17 protein-coding genes are annotated in these 21,821 nt (G+C 64.5%); 9 read left to right on the forward strand and 8 right to left on the reverse strand.

From position 1 onward, the window contains the following. Together EPD66_RS10460 and EPD66_RS10465 are read left to right on the forward strand one after the other, a co-directional pair. A complete protein-coding gene (locus EPD66_RS10460) occupies positions 1-2,886 on the forward strand; it encodes an NHLP bacteriocin export ABC transporter permease/ATPase subunit (protein ID WP_142848452.1) in 2,886 nt (961 codons plus the stop codon). 33 nt (positions 2,887-2,919) lie between these two features. After that, a complete protein-coding gene (locus tag EPD66_RS10465; protein ID WP_142848453.1) occupies positions 2,920-3,465 on the forward strand; it encodes a cyclic nucleotide-binding domain-containing protein in 546 nt (181 codons plus the stop codon). Positions 3,466-3,470: 5 nt separating this feature from the next. Here EPD66_RS10465 and EPD66_RS10470 read toward each other — a convergent pair whose 3' ends face one another. The 5 genes from EPD66_RS10470 to EPD66_RS10490 all read right to left on the reverse strand — a co-directional run bounded on the left by EPD66_RS10470 (position 3,471) and on the right by EPD66_RS10490 (position 9,187). Continuing rightward, positions 3,471-5,375 (reverse strand): ATP-binding cassette domain-containing protein, encoded by a 1,905-nt coding sequence (locus EPD66_RS10470; protein WP_142848454.1) that lies wholly within the window; start codon positions 5,373-5,375, stop codon positions 3,471-3,473. Further along, positions 5,372-7,417 carry a cysteine peptidase family C39 domain-containing protein gene (locus EPD66_RS10475; RefSeq protein ID WP_142848455.1) on the reverse strand — a complete coding sequence of 682 codons (2,046 nt, stop codon included), beginning with the start codon at positions 7,415-7,417 and terminating at the stop codon, positions 5,372-5,374. The genes EPD66_RS10470 and EPD66_RS10475 overlap by 4 nt, the downstream gene beginning before the upstream one ends. 90 nt (positions 7,418-7,507) lie before the next feature. Then, positions 7,508-7,813, reverse strand: coding sequence for a hypothetical protein (locus EPD66_RS10480; RefSeq protein WP_142848456.1), 306 nt, complete (start codon positions 7,811-7,813; stop codon positions 7,508-7,510). Between the two features lie 88 nt (positions 7,814-7,901). Continuing rightward, positions 7,902-8,186, reverse strand: a complete 285-nt coding sequence (locus EPD66_RS10485) for a hypothetical protein (RefSeq protein WP_142848457.1) — start codon at positions 8,184-8,186, stop codon at positions 7,902-7,904. A 47-nt stretch (positions 8,187-8,233) separates the two neighbouring features. Further along, the gene (locus EPD66_RS10490) at positions 8,234-9,187 is read right to left on the reverse strand and encodes a GNAT family N-acetyltransferase (protein WP_142848458.1); all 954 of its coding nucleotides are present in this window, start codon (positions 9,185-9,187) and stop codon (positions 8,234-8,236) included. Positions 9,188-9,544: 357 nt separating this feature from the next. On the opposite strand from EPD66_RS10490, the gene EPD66_RS10495 reads away from it, so the two are divergent. Further along, entirely contained in the window at positions 9,545-9,751 is a 207-nt protein-coding gene (locus EPD66_RS10495; protein WP_142848459.1) for a hypothetical protein, read from the forward strand. A 74-nt stretch (positions 9,752-9,825) separates the two neighbouring features. Here EPD66_RS10495 and EPD66_RS10500 read toward each other — a convergent pair whose 3' ends face one another. Both EPD66_RS10500 and EPD66_RS10505 read right to left on the reverse strand, forming a co-directional pair. Continuing rightward, positions 9,826-11,982: a TRAP transporter permease gene (locus EPD66_RS10500; protein ID WP_142848460.1), complete on the reverse strand. Its 2,157-nt coding sequence runs from the start codon at positions 11,980-11,982 to the stop codon at positions 9,826-9,828. A 139-nt stretch (positions 11,983-12,121) separates the two neighbouring features. Beyond that, the gene (locus EPD66_RS10505; protein ID WP_142848461.1) at positions 12,122-13,126 is read right to left on the reverse strand and encodes a TAXI family TRAP transporter solute-binding subunit; all 1,005 of its coding nucleotides are present in this window, start codon (positions 13,124-13,126) and stop codon (positions 12,122-12,124) included. A 478-nt stretch (positions 13,127-13,604) separates the two neighbouring features. On the opposite strand from EPD66_RS10505, the gene EPD66_RS10510 reads away from it, so the two are divergent. The 5 genes from EPD66_RS10510 (at position 13,605) to EPD66_RS10530 (ending at position 19,583) form a co-directional block, all read left to right on the forward strand. Further along, positions 13,605-15,596, forward strand: coding sequence for an ATP-binding protein (locus EPD66_RS10510; protein WP_255448442.1), 1,992 nt, complete (start codon positions 13,605-13,607; stop codon positions 15,594-15,596). Then, on the forward strand, positions 15,593-16,195 hold the full coding sequence (locus EPD66_RS10515) for a response regulator transcription factor (protein ID WP_142848462.1): 603 nt from the start codon (positions 15,593-15,595) through the stop codon (positions 16,193-16,195). The genes EPD66_RS10510 and EPD66_RS10515 overlap by 4 nt, the downstream gene beginning before the upstream one ends. A 125-nt stretch (positions 16,196-16,320) precedes the next feature. Next, positions 16,321-16,581 carry a hypothetical protein gene (locus tag EPD66_RS10520; RefSeq protein ID WP_142848463.1) on the forward strand — a complete coding sequence of 87 codons (261 nt, stop codon included), beginning with the start codon at positions 16,321-16,323 and terminating at the stop codon, positions 16,579-16,581. Positions 16,582-16,820: 239 nt separating this feature from the next. Further along, positions 16,821-18,872, forward strand: coding sequence for a BCCT family transporter (locus EPD66_RS10525; RefSeq protein WP_142848464.1), 2,052 nt, complete (start codon positions 16,821-16,823; stop codon positions 18,870-18,872). A gap of 108 nt (positions 18,873-18,980) precedes the next feature. Further along, the gene (locus EPD66_RS10530) at positions 18,981-19,583 is read left to right on the forward strand and encodes a TetR/AcrR family transcriptional regulator (RefSeq protein ID WP_142848465.1); all 603 of its coding nucleotides are present in this window, start codon (positions 18,981-18,983) and stop codon (positions 19,581-19,583) included. A gap of 72 nt (positions 19,584-19,655) precedes the next feature. On the opposite strand, the gene EPD66_RS10535 is transcribed toward EPD66_RS10530, so the two are convergent. Next, positions 19,656-20,663: a TRAP transporter substrate-binding protein gene (locus EPD66_RS10535; protein WP_142848466.1), complete on the reverse strand. Its 1,008-nt coding sequence runs from the start codon at positions 20,661-20,663 to the stop codon at positions 19,656-19,658. A 170-nt stretch (positions 20,664-20,833) separates the two neighbouring features. Here EPD66_RS10535 and EPD66_RS10540 point away from each other — a divergent pair, with 170 nt between their 5' ends. Then, positions 20,834-21,820, forward strand: a complete 987-nt coding sequence (locus EPD66_RS10540) for a ChaN family lipoprotein (protein ID WP_185961357.1) — start codon at positions 20,834-20,836, stop codon at positions 21,818-21,820. Position 21,821 lies beyond the last annotated feature (1 nt).

A 21,821-nucleotide genomic window follows, 5' to 3' on the forward strand; every position in this document is an offset into this window, starting at 1 on the left:
ATGACCGTCCTTCTTGATCCCAAGCCCGATCAAGCCGCCTTGGGAGGCCTGAAACTGGTCCGCCGTGGCACGGTCGACCTCTTCGCGGTGCTGCGCGAGGAAAAGGATGACGGTGCCGCAGACGGCCGCCGTCATTTCCTGTGCCGCATCGAGACCGGCGGCTGGATTCTTCCCTTCTCTTCGCCCTCGCCGTCCTGGGACCTGCGCCTAGTTCCCGGCCTCGGCAGCGAGATCGAAGAGCGCGACGAATCCCTCTGTTCATTGCCGCGCCATGCCCTCGACCAATGGGCCGCCTCACTGGTCGAGACCCTGATGGAGGGCTTGGGCACCGCCATGGCCGATCTCGCCCTGTCCGACGGACGGCACGAGATTCCTCCCGGATTGCGCTGCGGCGGCACGGGCATATTGCCGGTCTGGGCGAAGATTCGTAGCGGACGCTTCAGGCTGCGCGGCCAGGATGAAGCCCTGGCCGATTCGGACACACCTCCCCTTCCCTTGACCCGGACCCTTTGGGTCGAATGCCTGGAAGCCGGTGAGATCGAAATCATCGAGGAGATATCGGAAGCCGACATCCAGGCGGCGGTCACAAGGCTGCATGCCCATGTGGCGGCACTGATCGACCAGGATCTGACCCTGCATGCCAGCCGGATCGCCGAGCGCCAGAAGCGCCGGGGCGATCTGAGCCGCCAAGTCCGGGAAGAAGGCCTGCGCGCCCTAGCCACGGTCGCCGACCGCAAGGCCCCGCCTCCGCCGCCCGAGGGCATCGTCTCGGATCTGGCGGCGCTGCATCTGCTGGCGCGTCACCTCGACCTTCCCCTGCGCCCGCCGCAAGGCAGCGACGACGGCACCAACCGCTTGCAGGCGACCCTCAAGGCCTCGGGCCTCCGCTGGCGGACCGTGCTGCTGCGCGGCCAATGGTGGCGCCACGACAGCGGCCCTCTGCTGGCATGGTGGCAGAAGGACGACGAGACGGACGGCGCGGCAGCAGTGGCATTGCTGCCCGGTGCGGGGGGTTACGAACTGCACGACCCGGCCAACGGCACCGTCCGGCGCGTGGACGAGGCGGTGGCCGATGCCCTGAAGGGGCAGGCCCGGATGCTCTATCGCCGCCTGCCCGACCAGCCCCTGGGACCGGCCGGCCTGCTGCGCTTCGGCCTGCACGATACGCAAGGCGCACTCCGCCGCCTGGGATGGCTGGGTGCCTTCACCGCCTTGCTCACTCTCAGCGTTCCCCTCGCCACCAATCTCCTGGTCCAAGAGATCATCCCGCGCGGCATGGTCGACCAGCATATGATTCTGGTGGCCGGTCTTCTTGCCGCCGCCCTGGGCGCCGGGTCTTTCCAGCTGGTCCGCTTCCTGACCACCCTGACCGTCGAAGGGCGCCTGGATTGGGCGCTGCAAGCCGGGCTGTTCGATCGATTGCTGCGCATGCCCGCAGCCTTTTTCTCGCGCTACAGCGCCGGCGATCTGGCCGACCGCGTGCTCGGCATCCAGGCTATCCGCGAGCGGCTGTCCGGCGCGGCCCTGACAGCCATGCAAAGCCTGCTGTTCTCGGTCTTCAGCCTGGCAGCCTTGTTCTTCTTCGACGCCAAACTCGCCTTGCTAGGCTTGGTTCTGGCCGTGACGTCGCTAGGGGTGACCCTGGGGCTTGCGGCCCTTCAGCTCCGTCACGAAACCCGGCATGCCGACGCGCGTGGTCGTGTGGAAGGGCTGGTCTTCCAGATCATGGCGGGCATCGGCAAGCTGAAGACGGCTGCCGCACTGGACCGGGCCTTCAGTACCTGGGCACGGCTTTACGCCAAGCAGAAGCGTCATTTCGCCGATGCCAGCCGGGTCTCGAACCGCATCACCGTCTTCCATGCCCTGTTTCCGGGGCTGGCCACCTTGATCCTGCTGGCCGTCGCCGTCCTGCTGATCGAGGACGGGATGATCGACCAGAAGCTGCGCAGCCTGGGTGGCGCCGATCCAGACAAGTTGGGCGGAGGGCTCACGCCCGGGGCCATGATGGCCTTCCTGGCGGCTTTCGGGCAATTCCTGGCCGCCCTCAACGGCGTCGGCCAATCCCTCACCGATGTACTGGGGGCCGTGCCTCTCTATCGCCGCGCCCGTCCGCTCTTCGACGCGGTGCCGGAAGAAACCGGCCTGCGGCGCGATCCCGGACCGCTGCAGGGAGCCGTCGAATTCTTAAATGTCTCCTTCGCCTATCAAACGGGCGGACCGCGCCTGATCCAGAACCTGTCTCTTAGCATCGAGCCCGGCGAATGGATCGCCCTGGTGGGGCCGTCGGGATCGGGAAAATCCACCCTGCTGCGCCTGCTCCTGGGTTTCGAGCGCCCGGACAGCGGCGAAATCTTCCTGGATGGCAAGCCGCTCGCCGACCTGGATCTGGCGGCGGTACGGCGGCAGACCGGCGTGGTGCTGCAAAACGGAAAGGTGTCCGGCGGCAGCATCCTCAGCAATATCGTCGGCTCCAGCGGATTAGGACTCGAGGATGCCTGGACCGCAGCACGGCTGGTCGGGCTGGACCGGGATATCGAGGCGATGCCCATGGGCATGCATACGCCCCTGATGGACGGCGGCCCCACCCTGTCGGGCGGCCAGCGGCAACGCCTGCTGCTGGCGCGTGCCATGATCCGCCGTCCGCGCCTGCTGGTGCTGGACGAAGCGACCAGCGCCCTCGACAATCGCACCCAGGCCGTGGTCACCGAAACGCTGGCGGCCCTGCCCATCACCCGCATCGTCATCGCCCATCGCCTGTCATCGGTGGAAAAAGCGGGACGGATCGTGGTGCTGCAACAGGGAAGCATCGTGCAGCAGGGCAAGTATCACGATCTGCTCGCCACCCCCGGCCCCTTCGCCGACATGGCGCGGCGGCAAACCCTCTAGCGTCCGGCCGCGCCGAACAGGAGAAACGACGACATGCGCAAGGTGCTTTATATCCTCGGGCAACTGGATGACCGGGATGTGGATTGGTTCGCGCGGATCGGGGTCAAGCGGCGTGTTCCGGCAGGGCAGCGCCTGATCACCCAAGGCCAGCCCATCAATTCCCTCTATATCGTGATCGAGGGGCATCTCGCCGTCACCGTGAACGGCGTCGGCCGCATCGCCTCGATCGGCGCGGGGGAAGTCGTGGGCGAAATGTCCTTCGTGGACAGCGCGCCGCCTTCCGCTTCGGTCGATGCCGAGGAAGAGTGTGTGGTGCTGGAATTGTCCCGTCGCGACCTGACGGCCAAGCTCGCATCCGATCCCGGCTTCATGGGCCGCTTCTACAAGGCCATGGCCCTGTTCCTGGCCGACCGGCTGCGCAACTCGGCCAGCCATCGGGGCTATGGCGAGGATAGCACGCTCGCCACCGAGGACGTGCTGGAAGACGAACTGGACGACGCCATCCTGGATTCGGTCTCTCAGGCCGGAGACCGCTTCGACCGCCTGATCAAGACCTTGTCTTCCGCCCGCCTCGCGTAACGGTTTCAGGCTTCGCCCAGATGCAGCACATGGTCGGCCAGCGCCAGGGTCGTCGCACGGTGACTGGCCACCAGAACCGCCATCCCCCGTTCCCGTAATGCAGCGAACAAGGCCGCCTGGATTTCCTCGTCCAGGGCGGCGGTCGCCTCATCCAGGACCAGCAGGTCGGGATTTCGCGCCAGGGCCCGCGCGATCAGCAGGCGCTGCATCATTCCGGCCGGGAAGATCCCCTCGCCCACGATGGTCTGGATGCCCATGGGCAGCGCGGCGATATCCTCGTCCAGGCGGACCAGCCGCGCCGCCTCCCATGCTTGCTCGGGCGGCAGGGGCGACATGCCGAGGATGACGGAGCGCACGGTTGCCAGTTCCACCCTTTCGTCCTGCAGGACGCTGCCCATCCGGTCGCGGCAGGCCCGCATGTTCCATGCGGAAAGGCGCTGCCCGTTCAGCAGGACCTCGCCACTATCCGGCGGCATCAGCCCCAATGCCAGCATCAGCAGCGTGCTTTTTCCGCTTCCCGAGGGGCCGGCGAGAGCCACCACCTCTCCCCGCTTCACCGTCAGAGTGATTCCGCGCAGGCAGGGAGCGGCGGCACCGGGATAGGTGAAGCAGACATCCACCAGCGCCAGTTCCTCGATCCGCGCGGGAACCGGCGCCGCCGCGAAGCCTTCCGGCTCGGCTTCCAGCACCGGCTGCAAGGGGGAAAGCCGCACCGATAAAGGCAGCTTGCCGAAAGCCTCGGCCAGATGCGCCGCGCCTTGCGCCGCCACCCAGGCCGCCAGGGCCGCGCCTCCTACCGCCGTGACCTGCCGCCCTTCCCCCAGGAGCAGACCGACCGCCGCCAATGGGGCGGCGAAAAGCATCACTCGCCCGGCAGCAACGGCGGCAGCCCGAATCAGCCGCTCGTCCCGGGCCGAGCTCAGCAGGTCCTTCATCGCTTCCTGCGCTCTTCCGGCTGCCCAGCCCACCGCACCCAGCAGCCGCAATTGCGGCAGGGCGGGCAATGACCGGGACAGGGTCTCCTCCAGCTCGGGCAGAACCTGCTCCCTGCGATGACGCAGAGCATCGGCATGCCGCAGCAAAAGTCCCTTCCCCCCGCCGCCGATCACCAGGAGGACCATCACCGCCAGCGCCGGGCCGGGAGCGGCATAGACCAGCACCGCCAGAGCCGGCAGCAGCAGAGCCAGGCCCTGGAGCACAAGGCCAGGGTGATCGTTCCTGTCCTGCATGGCGCTCAAGCCGTGATGCAGATGGCCCGATATCGTCGCCGCCCCCGCCTCTTGCAGCGGGCGCAGGGGCAAGGCCAGCAGACGCTCCCACAGGGCGGCATGAAGCCCCTGATCCGTCCGGCCGCTTCGGCGCGCAGAGGCAAGGCGGCGGAGATACTCGAACACCGCCCCGGCCACGACGGCCAAGGCCAGCACCGCGATCATTCCCCCAGCGCCCAGGGACGGAAGAGACAACAGCGCCAGGGCCGGAATGACGGCCAACACACCGGCACCCAGGGCTGCAACCGTTTCCACAGCACGATCCTCGCCACTGCCCTGCCCGGCGAAGCGGTGCCAGAGCGGCGGAGTCAGGACCTTCTCCTTGCAGCACCGGCTCACGGAATAGGCCTGGCGGACCAGGCGAGACGCGGTTGCATCATCAAGAGGACGGGGCCGTTCCTCCCCCGCTTCCACCACCTGATATCCACCCTGCAGGAAATCCGGCGCGAGCACCAGCGCCCGTTCCTCCGCCGGATCGAACGCAAGCAGCAGGCCGTGATCCTCCCGCCACCACCGACGCTGACGCAACCGGACACGGCGCAGACGGATGTCCGCCGCCAGGGCCGCGTCACGCAGCGCCATGCCGTCCTGTGGAAAGGCGACAGCGATCCGCGCCAAGGCACGCGCCACATCCGGGGTCACGATGCCGTCTCTTCTGTGTGGAGACGGCCGAGATCGATCACCTGTTCGCACTCCCCCAGATTCCAGGGCCTGCCGCTGGTGATCAGGACGGTGCATCCCAGCCGCCTCAACCGGCTGCGGATGGTCCTGTCCAATTCCGGTTCCAGGGAATCCAACGTCTCGTCCAGTACCAGCAAGGCCGGGCGGCGCAGCAAGGAGCGGGCCAGCATCAGGCGCCGCCTCTGGCCGCCGCTCAGTTCGGCGCCGCCGCGCACCAACTCCAGGCCCAACCCGCCGCGTGGTGCCAGGTCACCGGCCAAGCCGACCAGATCGAGCATTTCCCACAAGGCATCATCCGGATAGGCGGTGCTGCCGCAACGCAGGATGTCGGCCACGCTGCCCCGGTGCAGCGAATTGGCCGCATCCACCCAGGCCACTGCGCCGGGATGCCGTTGTGCGACAAGGCCGACCGGCTCGCCCCCCAACAGCACGCTTCCGGCATCCGGTTCCAGCAGGCCGCAGGCCATTTTCGCCAACACTGTCTTGCCGCTGCCGGACGGACCGACGATTCCGATCTGCGTCCCCGGTTCCGCCGTCAGGCTTACGCCCGACAGTACCGGCCCCAGCAGCGGTGAAGGCCGGAACGACACGCCCTCCAGCACCAGACAGCCGGTGGGCCGGGGACCCACAGGCACGCTTTCCGATGACGGGAGGGAGGTTTCCATATCCCTCAGCCGCGCCAACGTAGCGCGCAATTCATGCAGGCCGGGAAGCTGGCGGTCCAAACGGGCAAGCGGAAAGTGCAGCGCGACCGACAAAAGGGCCAGGACCGCGACTCCTCCCGCTGTCAGATATCCCTCCGTTACCCCAAGCCATCCAAGGCCGAGAGCCGCGGCCAATCCTGCCGCCGCCAGTCCGGTCAGCATTGCTCCCACCAGGGCATGCGTACCGGCCGCCTGCTGGGTCTCGGCCAGTTGCGCCGCATGACGACCGGCGAGCATGGTGAAAAGTTCGGCCTCGCCGCCCCCCGTCTTGCTGGTATGGATCGCCGCGATTATTCCCGGTTCTGGCAAGGTCCGGCCCCTGCCACCGGCACCTAGCCGGGCCACCACGCCCCCCCGACGGCCATAGACGCCGCACAGCACCGCGAGGCTTGCCAAGGCCGTCGCCACCACCACGCCGCCCGCCAGCGGGTCCAGGATCACGGCTGCCACGGCGGGAATGAGCAGGATGGGCAGTTCCGCCACAGCCAAGACGGCGCCGAGATGAGTTTGCATCTTCACTGCCGCCATCGGCGCCTGGGCAACCTGATCCGGCGAACGGCGGGCGAACCAGAGAGACGGCAGGCCCAGCAAGCGCATGAGACCTGTCGCCGCCACATCTCCGGCAAGCCGGGCCGCCAGATGTTCCGACACCCGGTCCCGCAACCAGGCGGCGGCCAGGGCCGTCACAGCGGCCAGGACGAGAAAGAGCGCCCATCCGGCCTGCCCGTCCACCAGTTGTCCTGCCGCCAATGCGGCAGCGAGACCCGCCGCCTGGGTAGCCGCCGCCAGCGCCAGAACGGTCAGAACGCGGCTTCGATAGGGTGCCAGCCGTTCCAGGATCTGCCCGGCCCATCCCCGTTGCCTGGATGATCGGGCTGCATCCGCAGGGGGGCGGACAGTGATGGCGATGCCCGTGAAGTCCTCGGCGAAGATTTCCATCGGGATGATGCGCGGACCAAGCCCCGGGTCATTGACCCGCACTTCGCTGCCGGTCATTCCCTCGACCACCAGGAAGTGGATGAAACGGCTATGAACGATGAGGGGAAAGCCCAGCGCGGCCAGTTTCTCCGGTTCGGTCCGGAAGGCGCGGGCATCCATGCCATGGCGGCGGGCAAGCTGGATCAGGACACGCGCCGTCGTGCCCAGACGCGTGGAACCGGCCGCCTCCCGCAAGCTTTCCAAGGAAACGGGCTGGCGGTGATGCGCCAGAAGAATGGCCAAGGCGGCAAGACCGCATTCGGTCATCTCGCCCTGACGCAAATCGGGCGTTGCGCTTCCGCCGAACCGATGCAGCAGCAAAGCCTTTTAGAAATCCATGATAAACGGAAGTCGGCGCTGGTCCCATCCCGATGGAACCAGCGCCATTCTCACGGTGAAGAACCGCGTCGATCAGCCCAGTTTGAGCTTGGTGCCATTAGTTTTATCAAATCTCACCGGCGCAATGACGCCCCCGGCCACCAGATCCAGTTCATCGTCGGACAATTCCACGCCCTCATCCTTCAGAACGGCATGGAAACCAGCATCCGTTTCCGTCAACTGCATCGGCTGGGGCAGAACCAGGCCGTAATGCGCCTTCACCGCCGCATTCAGGTCGGCCATCGCTTCGGCGCGGAAAGCCGGGTCACTCTTCAAACGCGCCAGGACCGTCTCGATGGTGTCCAGGCCGAACATTTCTTCAAGATTAACAGTAGACATTCACATAATCCTTTCTTGGAAATCGGCCTCGTCCGCCGGATCGGCATGAAAGCCACGGTCAGTTCAAAAAACAGAGACGGGAAACGTCTTATCCCTGCTTCACACTAAAGCCGGGAGCCCGCGCCCCACCGGCCACCAGATCCAATTCGTCGTCGGACAGCTCTTCGCTCCCCTCCGCCGGAATGGCATGAAAGCCGGAAGCGTCTTGGATCAGTTTCATCGGCTGCGGCAAGGTCACGCCGTAATGTGCCTCCACCGCCGCATTCAGATCGGCCATCGCTTCGGCGCGGAAAACAGGATCGCTCTTCAGCCGTTCCACAACGGTCTGGATGGCGTCCGGGGTGAATATCTCTTCGAAATTGACGGGCGTCATGGGCTCAAATCCTTGCCGATACTCAATTGAGTGGCTCTTCCAGAAAATTAGTTCCGGCCTGAATCGGGCAGAACGCCTTTGAACGAGAAAAAACTTTCGTCCACACGGAGCGCGATCGGCGCGAAGCGACGCTGCGTCAAGGCCATCATACGCGGCACGCAGGTGAAAAAGAAGGCGATGGAGTCCGGCCCGAAGGCCTCTGCCTGGCGGGCATAGGCATGCCAATAAGCCGTGACGAGCAGACCCGTATGCCACAGGGAACGCGCGAGATAGGCGCTGCGGTAGTGAATGGCCGGGCGATCACGGTAGCCGTCCAGCGGAATCCGGTCCGTCCGCTCGCCGATGACCCAGCCCAGCAACTGGTCGTCGCGCCGGACGGCTATGGAACAGGCTTCCTCGATCGGTGCCGAGCCCTCGTCAGGATGCATCTGGGGAATGTAATCCGGCTCGGCGGCCAAGGCCGCCAGGGCGGCAATATCGGCGGCATCCGGGGTCCGCCAGGGCTCGAAGGTAAAGCTGCCGGGGTCCCGCAGAGACCGTGCGACCGAAGACCATTGCGCGACAGCTTCCACCATCGGGCCCGTTTCGCCGATGACCGAGATCTGCTCCAGACGAGGCGCCGACCATCCTGCGGAAGCGAGTGTCGCCGCCAGTGCCGCCCGTGCAGGCAGACGGTTGGAATATCCTGTGGTGAGGGATGATGCGCCCTCTGCCCGCGCAGCCTCTTCCCAGGCTCGGACCAGGCCACATCCGATGCCGCGACGGCGCATGGCGGGGGTGACGCTCAGCGACAGCAGGCAGCCTCTCTCCCCCTGCATCTGCCCTAAGGCCAGTCCCACGGGAGTTTCGCCGGACCAAGCCCCCACGGCGATCCACGGAGCGGCAAGATCGTTGAGAACCGGGGCAAGGCGCGGAAAGCCCAGGGCGGCGAAGAGCGAGGCATTCCCATGCAAGCGCTCGAAAGCGACCGGCGGCGCGGCGAAGGGCATCACGGAAGACATTCCGTACCGCCTCTCTTGCCCTTGAACGCCCCATACTTCTGCATTCCGCCTCTTCCTTCGCCGGTTCGACTTACGAACTGCGTGCCGTGAAGGCGGCGCAGACTTCCTTATCGCCTTTCAAGGGTTTTCACTCTCGGAAGGCGGAGGTTCGTGTGCCTAAATTCCATCTGGAATCACGGCACTATGCGGGAGCGCCCCTGTGCCATCAAGTGACAAAACCACTCGCGCCGGGGATTGGGCCATGCCTATGCCGCAAGCAATATCTCCCCTCTTTTTGCCTTGGCACGGGAACAGGGGATAGGATGCGGTCCGACCGTCAAGGAATTTGCGGCAGAACCGGACGAACAAGGTGCCCCCGTGCAAGAGACCGACGCTCCCCCCACCCCCGCCGCCCGCAAGCACTTGTTCCGGCAGGCCGCCCTCGACGGCCTATCGGCAACGGAAGACCTGGACCATCCCCCCACCCTGGCCAAGGCCGGATGGCGGGTCTGGCTCCTGGGGCTGGCGCTGGCCTGCGCCGTGGCGGCGCTCGTGCTCCTTGCGCCGCACCTGCCGCCGCCCTGACGCCGGACAAACAAAAAGGCCCGCCGAAGCGGGCCTTTCGTCCTCCATGACGCCATTGCCGGCGCAGGAAAGGGTCAGGTCTGGGGCACCGGCTTGGGCTCGACCATCTTCCTCTGCCAGAAGAAGAGAGCGATACCGGCGGTGATGCCCACCAGGTCGGTGACGAAGGCCCCCGAGATCATGCACAGCGCCACGCCGAAGGCGATGATGCGGGTCACCCAGTTCAAGGGGCCGAAGAACCAAGCTTGCACTGCGGCCGACAGGAAGTAGACGCCGATCAACGCGGTGGCGAAGTTCCGGGCGATCACGTCCCAGTCGCCGACCATCAGCAGGCCGGGGCTGTAGAAGAACATGAACGGCACGATGAAGGCGGCCAGACCGATCTTGAAGGCGGTGACGGAGGTCCGCATCGGCTCGGAACCGGCCACGGCGGCACCGGCATAGGCGGCCAGCGCGACGGGCGGCGTGATGGCCGAGATCACCGCGTAGTAGAACACGAAGAAATGCGCCACCAGCGGGCTGATGCCGAGCTGGATCAGGCCGGGCGCCACCACGGCGGCGGCAACGGCATAAGCCGCGGTGGTCGGCATGCCCATGCCCAGCAGGATCGAAATGCACATGGCGAAGAACATGGCCAGGAACTGGCTGTTCTCGGCCACCGCCAGCAGCATCGCCGAGAAGCGCAGGCCGACGCCGGTCAGGCCGATGACGCCGACGATGATACCGGCACAGGCACAGACCGCGATCAGCTGGATCGACATGCGGGCCGCCGAATCCAGGGCGGTGATGCAGGATCTCAGGCCCATCTTGTGCGGCGTCAGCCAGGACACCACCAGGGCGGAAACCAGGCCCATCGTACCGGCGCGGATGACCGAATAGCCCATGAACAGCGAGCCGACCAGGATGATGATCGGGATGAACAGATAGACGCGCTTCAGCATCTCGCTCATCACCGGCAATTCGTGGGCGGGCAGGCCCTGCATGCCGGTCCGGCGGGCTTCCAGGTCGACCATGAAGTAGACCGAGACGAAATACAGCACCGCCGGGATCAGCGCCGCCACGATCAGATCGGTATAGGGAATGCCGGTGACTTCGGCCATGATGAAGGCGCCGGCGCCCATGATCGGCGGCATGATCTGGCCGCCCGACGAAGCGGCGGCTTCGATGGCGCCGGCACTGCGGCCCTTGTAGCCGACGCGCTTCATCAGCGGAATGGTCAGCGAACCGGTCGCCACCACGTTGCCCGCCGAGGTGCCGTTGATCATGCCCATCAGGCCCGAGGCGAAGACCGCCACCTTGGCCGGACCGCCGCGCGCGCGTCCGGCAACGGCGAAGGCGAAGTTGACGAAATAATCGCCGACCTTGGACGCCTGCAGGAAAGCGGCGAAGGCGATGAACAGCACGATATAGGTCGAGGACACGGCGGTCGTCGGACCGAGGATGCCGTTATCGGTGTAGAGATAGGTGAAGAAGCGGTTGAAGTTGTAGCCGCTGTGGCTCAGGAAGCCCGGCAGCCACGGACCAAGGAAGGAATAGGCAATGAAGATGGCGGCGATGATGACCAGGGCCAGGCCCGCGACGCGGCGCGTCAGTTCCAGGATCAGCGCCACACCGGCCACGGCGGTCAGGTAATCGGCCGGAGTCGGCATCACGCCCGCGCGGAACTGCAACTGGTTGAGATAGGTCAGCAGGTATAGGCAGACGGAAATGCTGCCGAAAACCAACGCCCAGTCATACCAGCCGATGGCGCCGCCCTTCGGCTTGAAGATCCAGGAGCCGAGGATGCCGATGGCGACCGAGGCCAGCAGGGCTTGCGAGAAGCTGCTGAGCAGCCAGGCCGGCTGCGTCATCTCGCCCATCAGGTGGCGCTGCACCATCAGCGCGATACCCGCCGCCAGGGCATAGACGGCCAATCCCAATCCCGCCACCATGGGCAGGGTCTGCGCCGAGAATTTGAAGCCCCCGCCTTCCGCATGGCGCGGCGTGCAGGCCGCGATCATGCCGAAACCGAGGACCAGCGCACCCGCCACGTGGATGATGCGGAAAGCCCAGGTTTCAAGCGGAAAAACGTTCAGCACGGCCAGATGGAAGACGGTATAGCCCACGCAGAGCCAGAAGAATAAATACCGTTGCCATCCCGCCAGCACGCGCTGGTTACCCGTCGTTTCTTCTTCGTCGACCCCGGACGCGATGATACGCGCGCCCGGAACCGCAGGCTCGTGGTTCGCCATGACCGCCCGTCACTCCAATGAACATGTTCAAAAAGGCCGGTGATGCCCGAAGGCGGATGGCAGGAAAGTGAAACCTGCCGGCCGCAGGTTTCACGCCATCAAAAGCCGGCGCCCCGGTTACCCGGAGCGCCGCTGTTTTTTAGTTGGCCTGGTATTCAGCCGGGATCAGTTCGGCCGGAACCTCGATGCCCTTTTCCTGGAAGTAACGGACCGCACCGGCATGGAACGGCAGGAACTTGTTGTGGACCATGTTCTCAGGCAGGGTTTCGAGCGCCGAACGATGGATTTCGACCATACGATCGTTGTTGTCGAGCACCGTCTTCATGATCTCGTAGACCATGCTGGCCGGAACGTCCTTGTTGGCGATCGCGAAGTTCCACATGGACACGGTCGGCAGGTCGGTGGTGACGCTGCGATAGGTACCGGCCGGGATGGTGAACTCGCTCAGCGACGGATACTTGTTCAGCAGGGTCTGGATTTCTTCTTCATTGAAGGCGAAGACCACGGCCGGAGTCTGGGCTTCGACCTGGCTGAAGGCCGAGATCGGCACGCCGGCGGCAAAGGCGAAGGTGTCGAGCAGGCCGTCCTGCAGCTGGCCGGCCTGGTCGCTGGCGCCGCCGTACTGGGCCCGGACATTGATGCCGAGATCCTGGAAGAAGCGCGGGAAATAGGTGCCCGCCGTGCCGCCGCGCGGGCTGACGCCCACGGTCTTGCCGTTCAGGTCCGCGACCTTGGTGATGTTGCTGCGGGCCAGCGCGATCATGTGGAAGGGCGTCTCGTACATGGGGAACATGGCACGGACGTTGTCCATCTTCATGCCCGGCGCCAGTTCGCTTTCGCCGACCCAGCCTTCATAGGCCGGACCCATGGTCACCATGCCGAACTGCAGATCGCCCGAATGGACCATCGCCATGTTCTGCACCGGGCCGCCGGTCACTTCCGGGGTGGCGGTGACCTTCAGGCTTTCCTGGACCAGGTTGCCCCAGCCGGCGCCGTAGATGAAGTAGGTGCCACCCTGCGAGGCGGTGCCGATCTTGATGGAAGAGGGCCAACCCGTACGATCCTGGGCCGAAGCCGGACCACCCACCAGCAGGGCCGTAGCCACGGCAACGCCAGCGGCAAGCTTGTAGCACTTGGTAATCATTCTTCTATCCCTCCCAACTAACGGCAGGGGGACTGTCCCCTGCCGGAGCGACACCCTCTTTTTTACATCAGGTGCCTTAAGTCCCTAGATCGGTCGACGCGCTGCCTTCAACAAGAACCGCCGGGCCATCAACAAGAAATCCATTGCCCGGGCCATCTCTTCCATGGCTTTTCCCTGTCTTCGGGAACTTCGGCCTTCCCCTCTTGCTGCACTGCAAAAAGTTCTGCAATATTGATTGCAGCCGTCTCCTGATCCGCGTTACCAAAGAACAGGCGGATGCAGCGGTGTGGCGGAGTTATTCACCTTGCGCCCAGCTCTGTTCCAAAAGTTTACTCTCCGGGACAAAAGCTTATTTGGGGGGAAGTTGGCTACTTGTGGATTCCCGCAGATTCCGTCCTGCCGGTTGGATAGGTAGCGTAAATTCCATTGCGGAATGCTAAGAGAAGCGAGTAATTCCGCCCCGTTCAGGACCCTATGCATGTCAGTCAGCCAGCCCAGGCTTTATCTCCCGCGCTTTCCGATCCGGGCCCTGTTCAAGACCATGCGCCGGAACTGGCACCGCGATTCGCTGGTGATGTCGATCGCCGCCATCGCGCTGATCACCTTGTTCCTGGGCGGGTTGCTGACCCTGATTCACAGCCGTGAAGTCACCGCCGAGCGCCATTCGCTGATCAAGAGCATGCTGTGGGCCGAGCAGCACCTGCATCTTCAGCTGACCGCCGTGGAAGAGCGCCTGCAGCAGCTTTCCTTTCAATCCGGCTTCGACCGCGAGGTCACGGCCACATCCATCATCCAGGCCCACCACCTGGTGGCGAACCGGCCGGAAGTTGAACGGGTGATCTGGCTCGACAGCAATGCCCAGGTGAAGCTGGCGGTGCCGCCGGTGGAAGGCTCCCTCACCCCGTCAGAGGAAACCTTCCTGCTGGCCCGCGCGCTCGGCAACCGCAGGTATTCGGGGCCGGTCAAAAGCCCTGCCGGGGACAGCCGCCTGGAAATCCACCAGCCGATCTTCCACGGTGACCGCTTCGACGGCATGCTGGTGGCCGTCATTTCGCTGCCCGCCCTGCTGAAGGAAAGCCTGCCCTGGTGGTTCGCGGAACGCTACCACGCCGAACTCATCGACGGCCAGGGCAACATCCTGACCGCCCGCTCGCAGGTGCCCGCCCTGGGAGGCGGCACCAGCCATACCATCACCCTCGACCCGCCGGGCAACGGCATGGCGCTGATCGCCACGGTCTACCACACCGAGACCACCCTCGCCCGTAACCTGCTGATCGTCGCCATCGCCGCCGTGGTGCTGACCGCCATCTTCAGCCTGTGGAGCGCCCGCCGCCAGATCAGCCGACGCCTGCAGGCGGAGCAGGCCTTGCGCGCGGAACACGCCTTCCGCAAGGCGATGGAGGATTCCCTGATGGTCGGCATGCGCGCGCGCGACATGAACGGCCGCATCACCTATGTGAATCCCGCTTTCTGCCGGATGGTCGGCTGGACGGAAGAAGAACTGGTCGGCTGCGCCCCGCCCATGCCCTATTGGGCGCCGGAAGAGATGGAACGGACCCTGCAGCTCCATGCCGCCATCCTCTCCGGCAAAGCACCAGCGGGCGGATTCGAGATCCGTTTCCAGCGCCGCGACGGCACCCATTTCGAGGCCCTGGTCTATGAAGCCCCGCTGATCGGCGCCGATGGCCGCCAAGCCGGGTGGATGGGCTCGGTCCTCGATATCAGCGACCGTCGCCAAGCCGAGGAAATGGCACGGCTGCACCGCGAGAAATTACAGCATACGGCGCGTCTGGTGGTGATGGGGGAAATGGCCTCGGCCATCGCCCACGAACTCAACCAGCCGCTTTCGGCCATCGCCTCCTATGCCACCGGCCTGGTCAACCGGCTGGAGGAAGGTGACCGCAACACCGCTCAGCATCTCGCCGTCCTGGAAAAGCTCAACCGCCAGGCCCAGCGTGCCGGCGAGACCATCCGCCGCGTCTACAATTTCGTCCGCAAGAGCGAGCCGAAGCTCGGCCCCTGCAATATCGCCGCCGTGCTGGAGGACTGGGCGGAACTGTTCCAGCCCGAGGCCAAGAAACGGGGCGTGCGCCTGGAACGCAACTGGCCCGCCACCCTGCCGGAAGTGGAAGCCGACAGCGTGCTGATCGGCCAGACCATCGCCAATCTGGCCCGTAACGGCATGGATGCCATGACCGCGACCGACCGGGACAAGCGGGTGCTCAGGATTTCGGCCTATGCCGAGAAGGCCGCGATCGTCGTCTCGGTGTCCGATCGCGGCTGCGGCATCGACCCGGCGGCGACGGAACATATCTTCGAACCCTTCTACACCACCAAGGAAGAAGGTATGGGAATGGGTTTGAACATCTGCCGTTCCATCATCGAAAGCCATCGCGGCCGCCTGTGGGTTCAACAGAATCCCGAAGGCGGCAGCACCTTCCTGTTCACCTTGCCCACGATACGCCCATGACCCTTGGCCCCGTTCATATCGTCGATGACGACGAAGCCACCCGCGACGCCCTCGTCTGGCTGATGCAGTCGCGCAATGTCGCGGCGGAGGAATATGCCTCGGCCGAGGACTTCCTTGCCGCTTGGGAGCCCGGCAAGATCGGCTGCCTGCTGCTCGACCTGCGCATGGAGGGGATGAGCGGCCTGGAATTGTTCGACCGCCTGCGCGAATTGGGCAACCGCCTGCCGGTGATCTTCCTGACCGGCCATGGCGACATTTCCATCGCCGTCAGTTCGCTGAAGCAAGGGGCCTACGATTTCGTCGAAAAGCCCTTCAACAACAACGACCTCGTGGACCGCGTCATCGCCGCCATCAATCTCGAGGCCGAGCAGCGTTCGCGCGAGGACGTGCGCTCCACCCTCGCCGCCCGGCTGGCGAAGCTGTCGGCCCGCGAACGGGAAGTGATGGACTTCATCCTGGCCGGGAAGCTCAACAAGCAGATCGCCGAGGAACTGGGCGTGTCCATGCGCACGGTGGAAGTCCATCGCGCCAACCTGTTCAGCAAGATGGAAGTCCGCTCGGCCGTTGAATTGGCGCAAATCCTGTCGCTGAGCAATTGAGGAAGACGCAATCGCCCTTTTCCCGCGCCTGACGGGGTAATCCCTATGAACAGGCGGCAGGGCATCGAATTGGCGGGAGAGACCCTTACGTCTTGAAATGGTCCCCAAGGCGAAGGGAGACTGCCATGGACATCACCATCATCCAGGAGGAAAGGCCTTACCGCCTGATCAGCGACGGCCTGAACCATTTTGCGGTCCTCGAAGCGCGATGCGGTCATGTCTACCCCGTGCATTGCGACCGCAGGCATCAACGGCCTGGTTTGCTGGACACCACCGAAGGCATGGCCGTTGCGGCTCGCCACGACTGGACCGACTGGAACGAAGCGGCCCATCGCTTTCGTTTCATGACAGAAAACGAAGAGCGCTACGCCCAGATCCTGTGGTAGCGCCATCCCCCTAAAAGGCCCGCAGGTATACCTGCGGGCCTTTTCCTTGCCTGCAAGAAGCCTCTTCCCCCACCGGGGCCGAGGACGCCCCTGTTGAAGGAGGGGCGCGCGCACCCAAAGTTCAGAAATCACGCAAGCATAAATTCACAAAACAAAACTTATTACGGAAAGTAATCCACGGAAGTTTCTACCGGAAAGAGGGCATCACTTCCTCATAAGGTGAAATCGGAAGAAAAATCATGTCGCCGGAAAACAAGATCGTTCGATCGACCCTTCTCGCGCCGGTTTTCATTCCTGCCATTGCCGTGACTTTTCTGCTGATCATCGGCACCATCAGCAATCCCGAAATGGCAGGAGAAGCCTTTTCCGCCACGCTGAGCTACGTCACCCGAAGCTTCGGCTGGTTCTATATGCTGGCGGTGGCGATTTTCCTGGTCTTCATCGTCTCCATCTCCTTCACGAAATGGGGACAGATCAAGCTGGGGCCTGACCATGCCGAACCGCAATACAGTTTCCCCGCTTGGTTCGCCATGCTCTTTTCCGCCGGATATGGGATCGCCCTGCTGTTCTTCGGCGTGGCCGAGCCGGTCCTGCATTACGCCGAGCCGCCTTACGGCAGCGCGCAGACGGTGGATTCCGCAAGACAGGCGATGCAGATCGCCTTCTTCCATTGGGGTTTCCATATTTGGGCGATCTATGGGCTGGTCGGGCTGGTTCTTGCCTATTTCGCCTTCCGCCACGGCCTGCCGCTATCCATGCGGTCGGCCCTTTATCCCATCATCGGCGAACGCATCCACGGCCCGATCGGCCATGCGGTGGACGTCTTCGCGATCCTCGGCACGCTTTTCGGCATCGCCACCACGCTAGGTTTGTCGGTCGCCCAGATCAATGCCGGGCTGAACTATCTATGGCCGGCCATCCCCATCAGCATCAACGTCCAGATCACCGCCATCGCCGTCATCACCGCTTTTGCCACCATCTCCGTCGTGGCCGGCCTGGACAAGGGCGTCAAGCGCCTGTCCCTCGTCAACATGGTCCTGGCAGTGGGGCTGATGCTGTTCGTCTTCCTGGTCGGCCCGACGATCATCATCCTGGAAACCTTCCTGCAGAATACCGGCAGCTACCTGAACAACATCATCGAGCGCACCTTCAACCTCCAGGCCTATAGCCGCAGCGACTGGATCGGCAACTGGACGCTGTTCATCTTCGGCTGGACCATCGCCTGGGCCCCCTTCGTCGGGCTGTTCATTGCCAAGATCAGCCGGGGACGGACCATCCGCCAATTCGTCTTCGGGGTGATGTTCGTACCGACGATCTTCACCTTCCTGTGGTTCTCGATCTTCGGCAACACGGCGCTGCACCTGATCATGGTCGAGGGCTATACCAGCCTGATCACCGATGTGCAGACCGACCACGCCATCGCCCTGTTCAAGCTCTATGAACTGCTGCCCCTGACTCCCATCATCTCGTTCCTCACCATCATCCTGATCGTCACCTTCTTCGTCACCTCCTCGGATTCCGGTTCGCTGGTCATCGATTCCCTGGCTTCGGGCGGGGCCACCAAGACGCCGGCCTGGCAACGCCTGTTCTGGGCGGTCATCGAAGGCGTGGTGGCGGCGACGCTGCTGCTGGCGGGCGGGCTGAACGCGCTCCAGACGATGACCATCGTCAGCGCCCTGCCCTTCGCCATCATCATGCTGCTCTCCGCCATCGGCATGTGGCGCGCCCTGATCATCGAGGGCCACCGCGAGACCAGCCTGAAGGCCTATATGCAGAGCGCCCAACGGGTCACCGCCTCGCTGTGGAAGAAGCGCCTGGCGGGCCTGGTGGAATTCCCCACCAAGGAAGAGGTGGACCGTTTCATCGCCACCACCGTGATGCAGGCGATGCACAAGCTGCAGCTGGAATTGAAGAAGCAGGACTGGCCGACCGAAGTGTCTTTCGACGAGGAATCCGGCCGCGCCTATCTGGAGGTGCTGAAACCCGACCAGCTGGATTTCCTCTATGAAATCCGCAGCCGCGCCTACCCCCTGCCCAGCTTCGCCTATCCGGAAATGGACCGCGACGACGAGGGGGACGAGCATTACTACCGGGCCGAGGTGTTCCTGAGCCGTGGCGGCCAGTCCTACGACATCTATGGCTATGACGAGCAGGAGGTCATCCGCGACATCCTCGACCAGCTCGAGAAATACCTGCACTTCCTCCACATCTCTCCGGCCAGCCTGCCCTGGAACATGGCCGAGCATGACGAGATGCTGACGCAGAACGATCCGGAGGAGCCCCCGAAATAGGCCTTCCGCCCCGGCCGCATCCGCGGGTGCGGCCGGACAGCAGATAGCCGAGCGTCCCATTGCACCGGCGATGGACACAAGTTACCCTTAGCCAGAGGGAGGGCAATTGTGTCACAAGAAAAACGTGCAAGACTGCGGGAAAAGGCCACCCGCCTTTTTCTGGAAAAAGGCTACGACCGCGTCACGATCGATGATGTGATCCAGGAAGCGGGGGGATCGAAGACCACCCTTTACACCTATTTCGGCGGCAAGGAAGGGCTGTTCGCCGAGATCATCGAGCATCAATGCCGCATGATCCGGGAAGCGGTCACCATCCCCTCGGAAGGTGTCTCCCCGCGCGAGGCCCTGCGCCAGTTGGGGCGGAACTTCCTGCACAGCCTGATCCTGCCCGACCTCTTGGGCCTGCACCGCCTGGTGATCCACGAAGCCGAACGTTTCCCCGACCTGGCCAAGCATTATTTCGAAGCCGGTCCGGAACTGATCTATCAGGCCGTGGCCAAGCATGTCAGCGCCGCCCAGGAGGCCGGCCTGATGAAACCCCTGCCGCCGCGTCAGGCGGCAGGCATGTTCCTTCACATGCTGGCCGGGCAGGTGCATCTGGCGCTGATCCTGGGCGTGCGCCCGCCACCCGAGGAAGAGGAAATCGACCGGCTGGTCGATGATGCCGTGGATATCTTCCTGAACGGCAGCAGCCTTTCAGGCAAAATCTGATCCCGGTCTTCTTCCGCTCCGGCACGGCCAGTGCGGATGACGCGGCAAGCCCGCGTCACGCAGCGTCGCTGTTCACGACTCCTGGCTCTGGACGGCCTCGGCTTCCCGGTAGATGGCGTCGATCAGATCCTTGCCGACCCGGTTCTCCATCTCGCGGTGGATCGGCAGCAGCACCTTGCGCCAGGCTTGGCGTTCTTCCTCGGTCGGTTCGTGGATGATGGTCGTGCCGGCGGCCCGGATCTGTTCCAGGGCTTCCTGGTTTTCGCGCTCCGCGATCTCATTGGCATAAAGGGTCGCCTCGGCCATGGCCTTGTCCAGCTGATAGCGGATATCGCTGGGCAGGCCATTCCAAAAGGCCTTGTTCACGATCACCGCATAGCCGAGATAGCCATGGTTCGACAGCGTGGCGTGCCGCTGCACCTCGTGCATTCTCTGCGTATACATATTCGAGGGCGGATTCTCCGTGCCGTCGACAATACCGGCCTGCAAGGCCTGATAGACGGTGGAGAAGGACAATTCCTGAGGCAGCGCGCCCAGCGCCCGCATCTGGGCATCCAGCACCACCGAGGACTGGATGCGCATCTTCAGGCCCTGGAAATCCTCCAGCTTGCGCAGCGGGCGGTTGGCGCTCATCAGCTTGAAGCCGTTATCCCAGAAGGCCAGCCCTACGATCCCGCGCGACTCCAGCTTGCTCAGCAAAGCGGCGCCGATGGGGCCGTTGGTGATGCGGTGCAGCACCTCGCGCGAAGGGAAGATATAGGGGAGGTCGAAGACCTCGAATTCCCGCACGCCCAGCGTTCCGAACTTGGCGAGGGACGGCGCCAGCATCTGCACCGCGCCCAGTTGCAGCGCCTCCAGCTCTTCCTTGTCGCCGTAGAGCAGGCTGTTCGGATAGATCTGCACCACCACACGGCCGTCGGTGCGCTGCTCGGCCAGCATCTTGAACTTTTCGGCCGCCTTGCCCTTGGGCGTGTCCGGCGCGACCACATGGCTGAACCTGATGACGATCGGCTCCTTGGCCTGGGCCGTGCCCAGCCCCCCCAGCAGACAGCAAAGTGCGGTCGCAAGCCAGCGTATCATCCGTTCTCCTCCGACCTTTCCGAGGGGGACTTTAACAGATTTTCCCCGAATTGACGCAAAAAGCCCCCCGAAACGGCATCCCCTCTGACATGGTTCGCTGGATTTTCCCTTTTCTTCGCCCCAAATTCCACAATGATATGATGGTTTTTACTCCCAGGCTGAGAGAGTCCATGTCCCCGGTCCCCTTTCGCCCGCTCCTGTGGCTGATCGCCGTCCTGACGCTGCTTCTGCCCCGCGCCTTCGCCGCCGAGCCGCCCGTCCCGCCCTGGCAGAGCAGCCTGGGGCAGGAAGCGCCGCTGGTCGGACGGATCTGGCAGCCTTCGACGGGACGCTTCCTCGACGTGCAAACGGCTCTCGACCAGATGGCGGGTGCCCGTTTCGTCCTACTGGGGGAAAGCCACGGCAATCCAGACCATCATCGCCTCCAGGCCTGGCTGGTGGAGCAGCTGATCCGCCGCGACCGGCGTCCGGCCGTGGCCTTCGAGATGTTCCGCGAGGATCAGGCCCCGGCCATTCAGCACCATCTCAGCCGCTCTCCCCGGGATGCCGAGGGTCTGGGACCGGCGGTGGAGTGGGAGCGGTCGGGCTGGCCCGATTGGGAGCATTACCGCCCCATCGCCCAGGCGGCCCTGGATGCCGGACTGCCGATTCTGACCGCCAATCTGTCCAACGAGCGAATCAGGGCAATGGTCCGCGAAGGCGCGCCGCCGCCCGAACGCCTGGGCCTCGACGCTCCCCTGCCCGCCCCGATCGCCGAGGCCATGGCGGAGGAGATCGCGGTCAGCCATTGCCATATGATGCCGGACCACGCCATCGCCCCGATGGTCGAGGTCCAGCGCGCCCGCGACGCCACCATGGCCTGGTCGATGCTCGAAGGCGCCGCGGCCCCGGCGACCGATGGCGCCGCCCTGATCGCCGGCAACGGCCATGTCCGCCAGGATCGCGGCGTGCCCATGCATCTGCGCGCCATCGCCCCGCGGGCCGGGGTGCTGAGCCTGGCCTTCGTCGAGATCGGCCAAGAAACCGAGGACCCGGCGGCCTATGCGGCGCGGTGGGACGGCAGCCTGCCTTTCGACCTGCTGTGGTTCACGCCGCGCCACCGCGATATCGACGCCTGCGCCGAGATGCGCCGCCAGATGCAGCGGCGGTCACGGTAAG

It is taken from the genome of Telmatospirillum sp. J64-1, assembly GCF_006980715.1.
Taxonomy (GTDB): domain Bacteria; phylum Pseudomonadota; class Alphaproteobacteria; order Rhodospirillales; family Magnetospirillaceae; genus Oleiliquidispirillum; species Oleiliquidispirillum nitrogeniifigens.

Coding starts and splice junctions, on each gene's coding strand:
- EPD66_RS10510 (WP_255448442.1), top strand. CDS start 13,605: ATGTCAGTCAGCCAGCCCAGGCTTTATCTCCCGCGCTTTCCGATCCGG.
- EPD66_RS10535 (WP_142848466.1), bottom strand. CDS start 20,663: ATGATACGCTGGCTTGCGACCGCACTTTGCTGTCTGCTGGGGGGGCTG.
- EPD66_RS10520 (WP_142848463.1), top strand. CDS start 16,321: ATGGACATCACCATCATCCAGGAGGAAAGGCCTTACCGCCTGATCAGC.
- EPD66_RS10490 (WP_142848458.1), bottom strand. CDS start 9,187: ATGTCTTCCGTGATGCCCTTCGCCGCGCCGCCGGTCGCTTTCGAGCGC.
- EPD66_RS10505 (WP_142848461.1), bottom strand. CDS start 13,126: ATGATTACCAAGTGCTACAAGCTTGCCGCTGGCGTTGCCGTGGCTACG.
- EPD66_RS10540 (WP_185961357.1), top strand. CDS start 20,834: ATGTCCCCGGTCCCCTTTCGCCCGCTCCTGTGGCTGATCGCCGTCCTG.
- EPD66_RS10525 (WP_142848464.1), top strand. CDS start 16,821: ATGTCGCCGGAAAACAAGATCGTTCGATCGACCCTTCTCGCGCCGGTT.
- EPD66_RS10485 (WP_142848457.1), bottom strand. CDS start 8,186: ATGACGCCCGTCAATTTCGAAGAGATATTCACCCCGGACGCCATCCAG.
- EPD66_RS10515 (WP_142848462.1), top strand. CDS start 15,593: ATGACCCTTGGCCCCGTTCATATCGTCGATGACGACGAAGCCACCCGC.
- EPD66_RS10500 (WP_142848460.1), bottom strand. CDS start 11,982: ATGGCGAACCACGAGCCTGCGGTTCCGGGCGCGCGTATCATCGCGTCC.
- EPD66_RS10480 (WP_142848456.1), bottom strand. CDS start 7,813: ATGTCTACTGTTAATCTTGAAGAAATGTTCGGCCTGGACACCATCGAG.
- EPD66_RS10460 (WP_142848452.1), top strand. CDS start 1: ATGACCGTCCTTCTTGATCCCAAGCCCGATCAAGCCGCCTTGGGAGGC.
- EPD66_RS10465 (WP_142848453.1), top strand. CDS start 2,920: ATGCGCAAGGTGCTTTATATCCTCGGGCAACTGGATGACCGGGATGTG.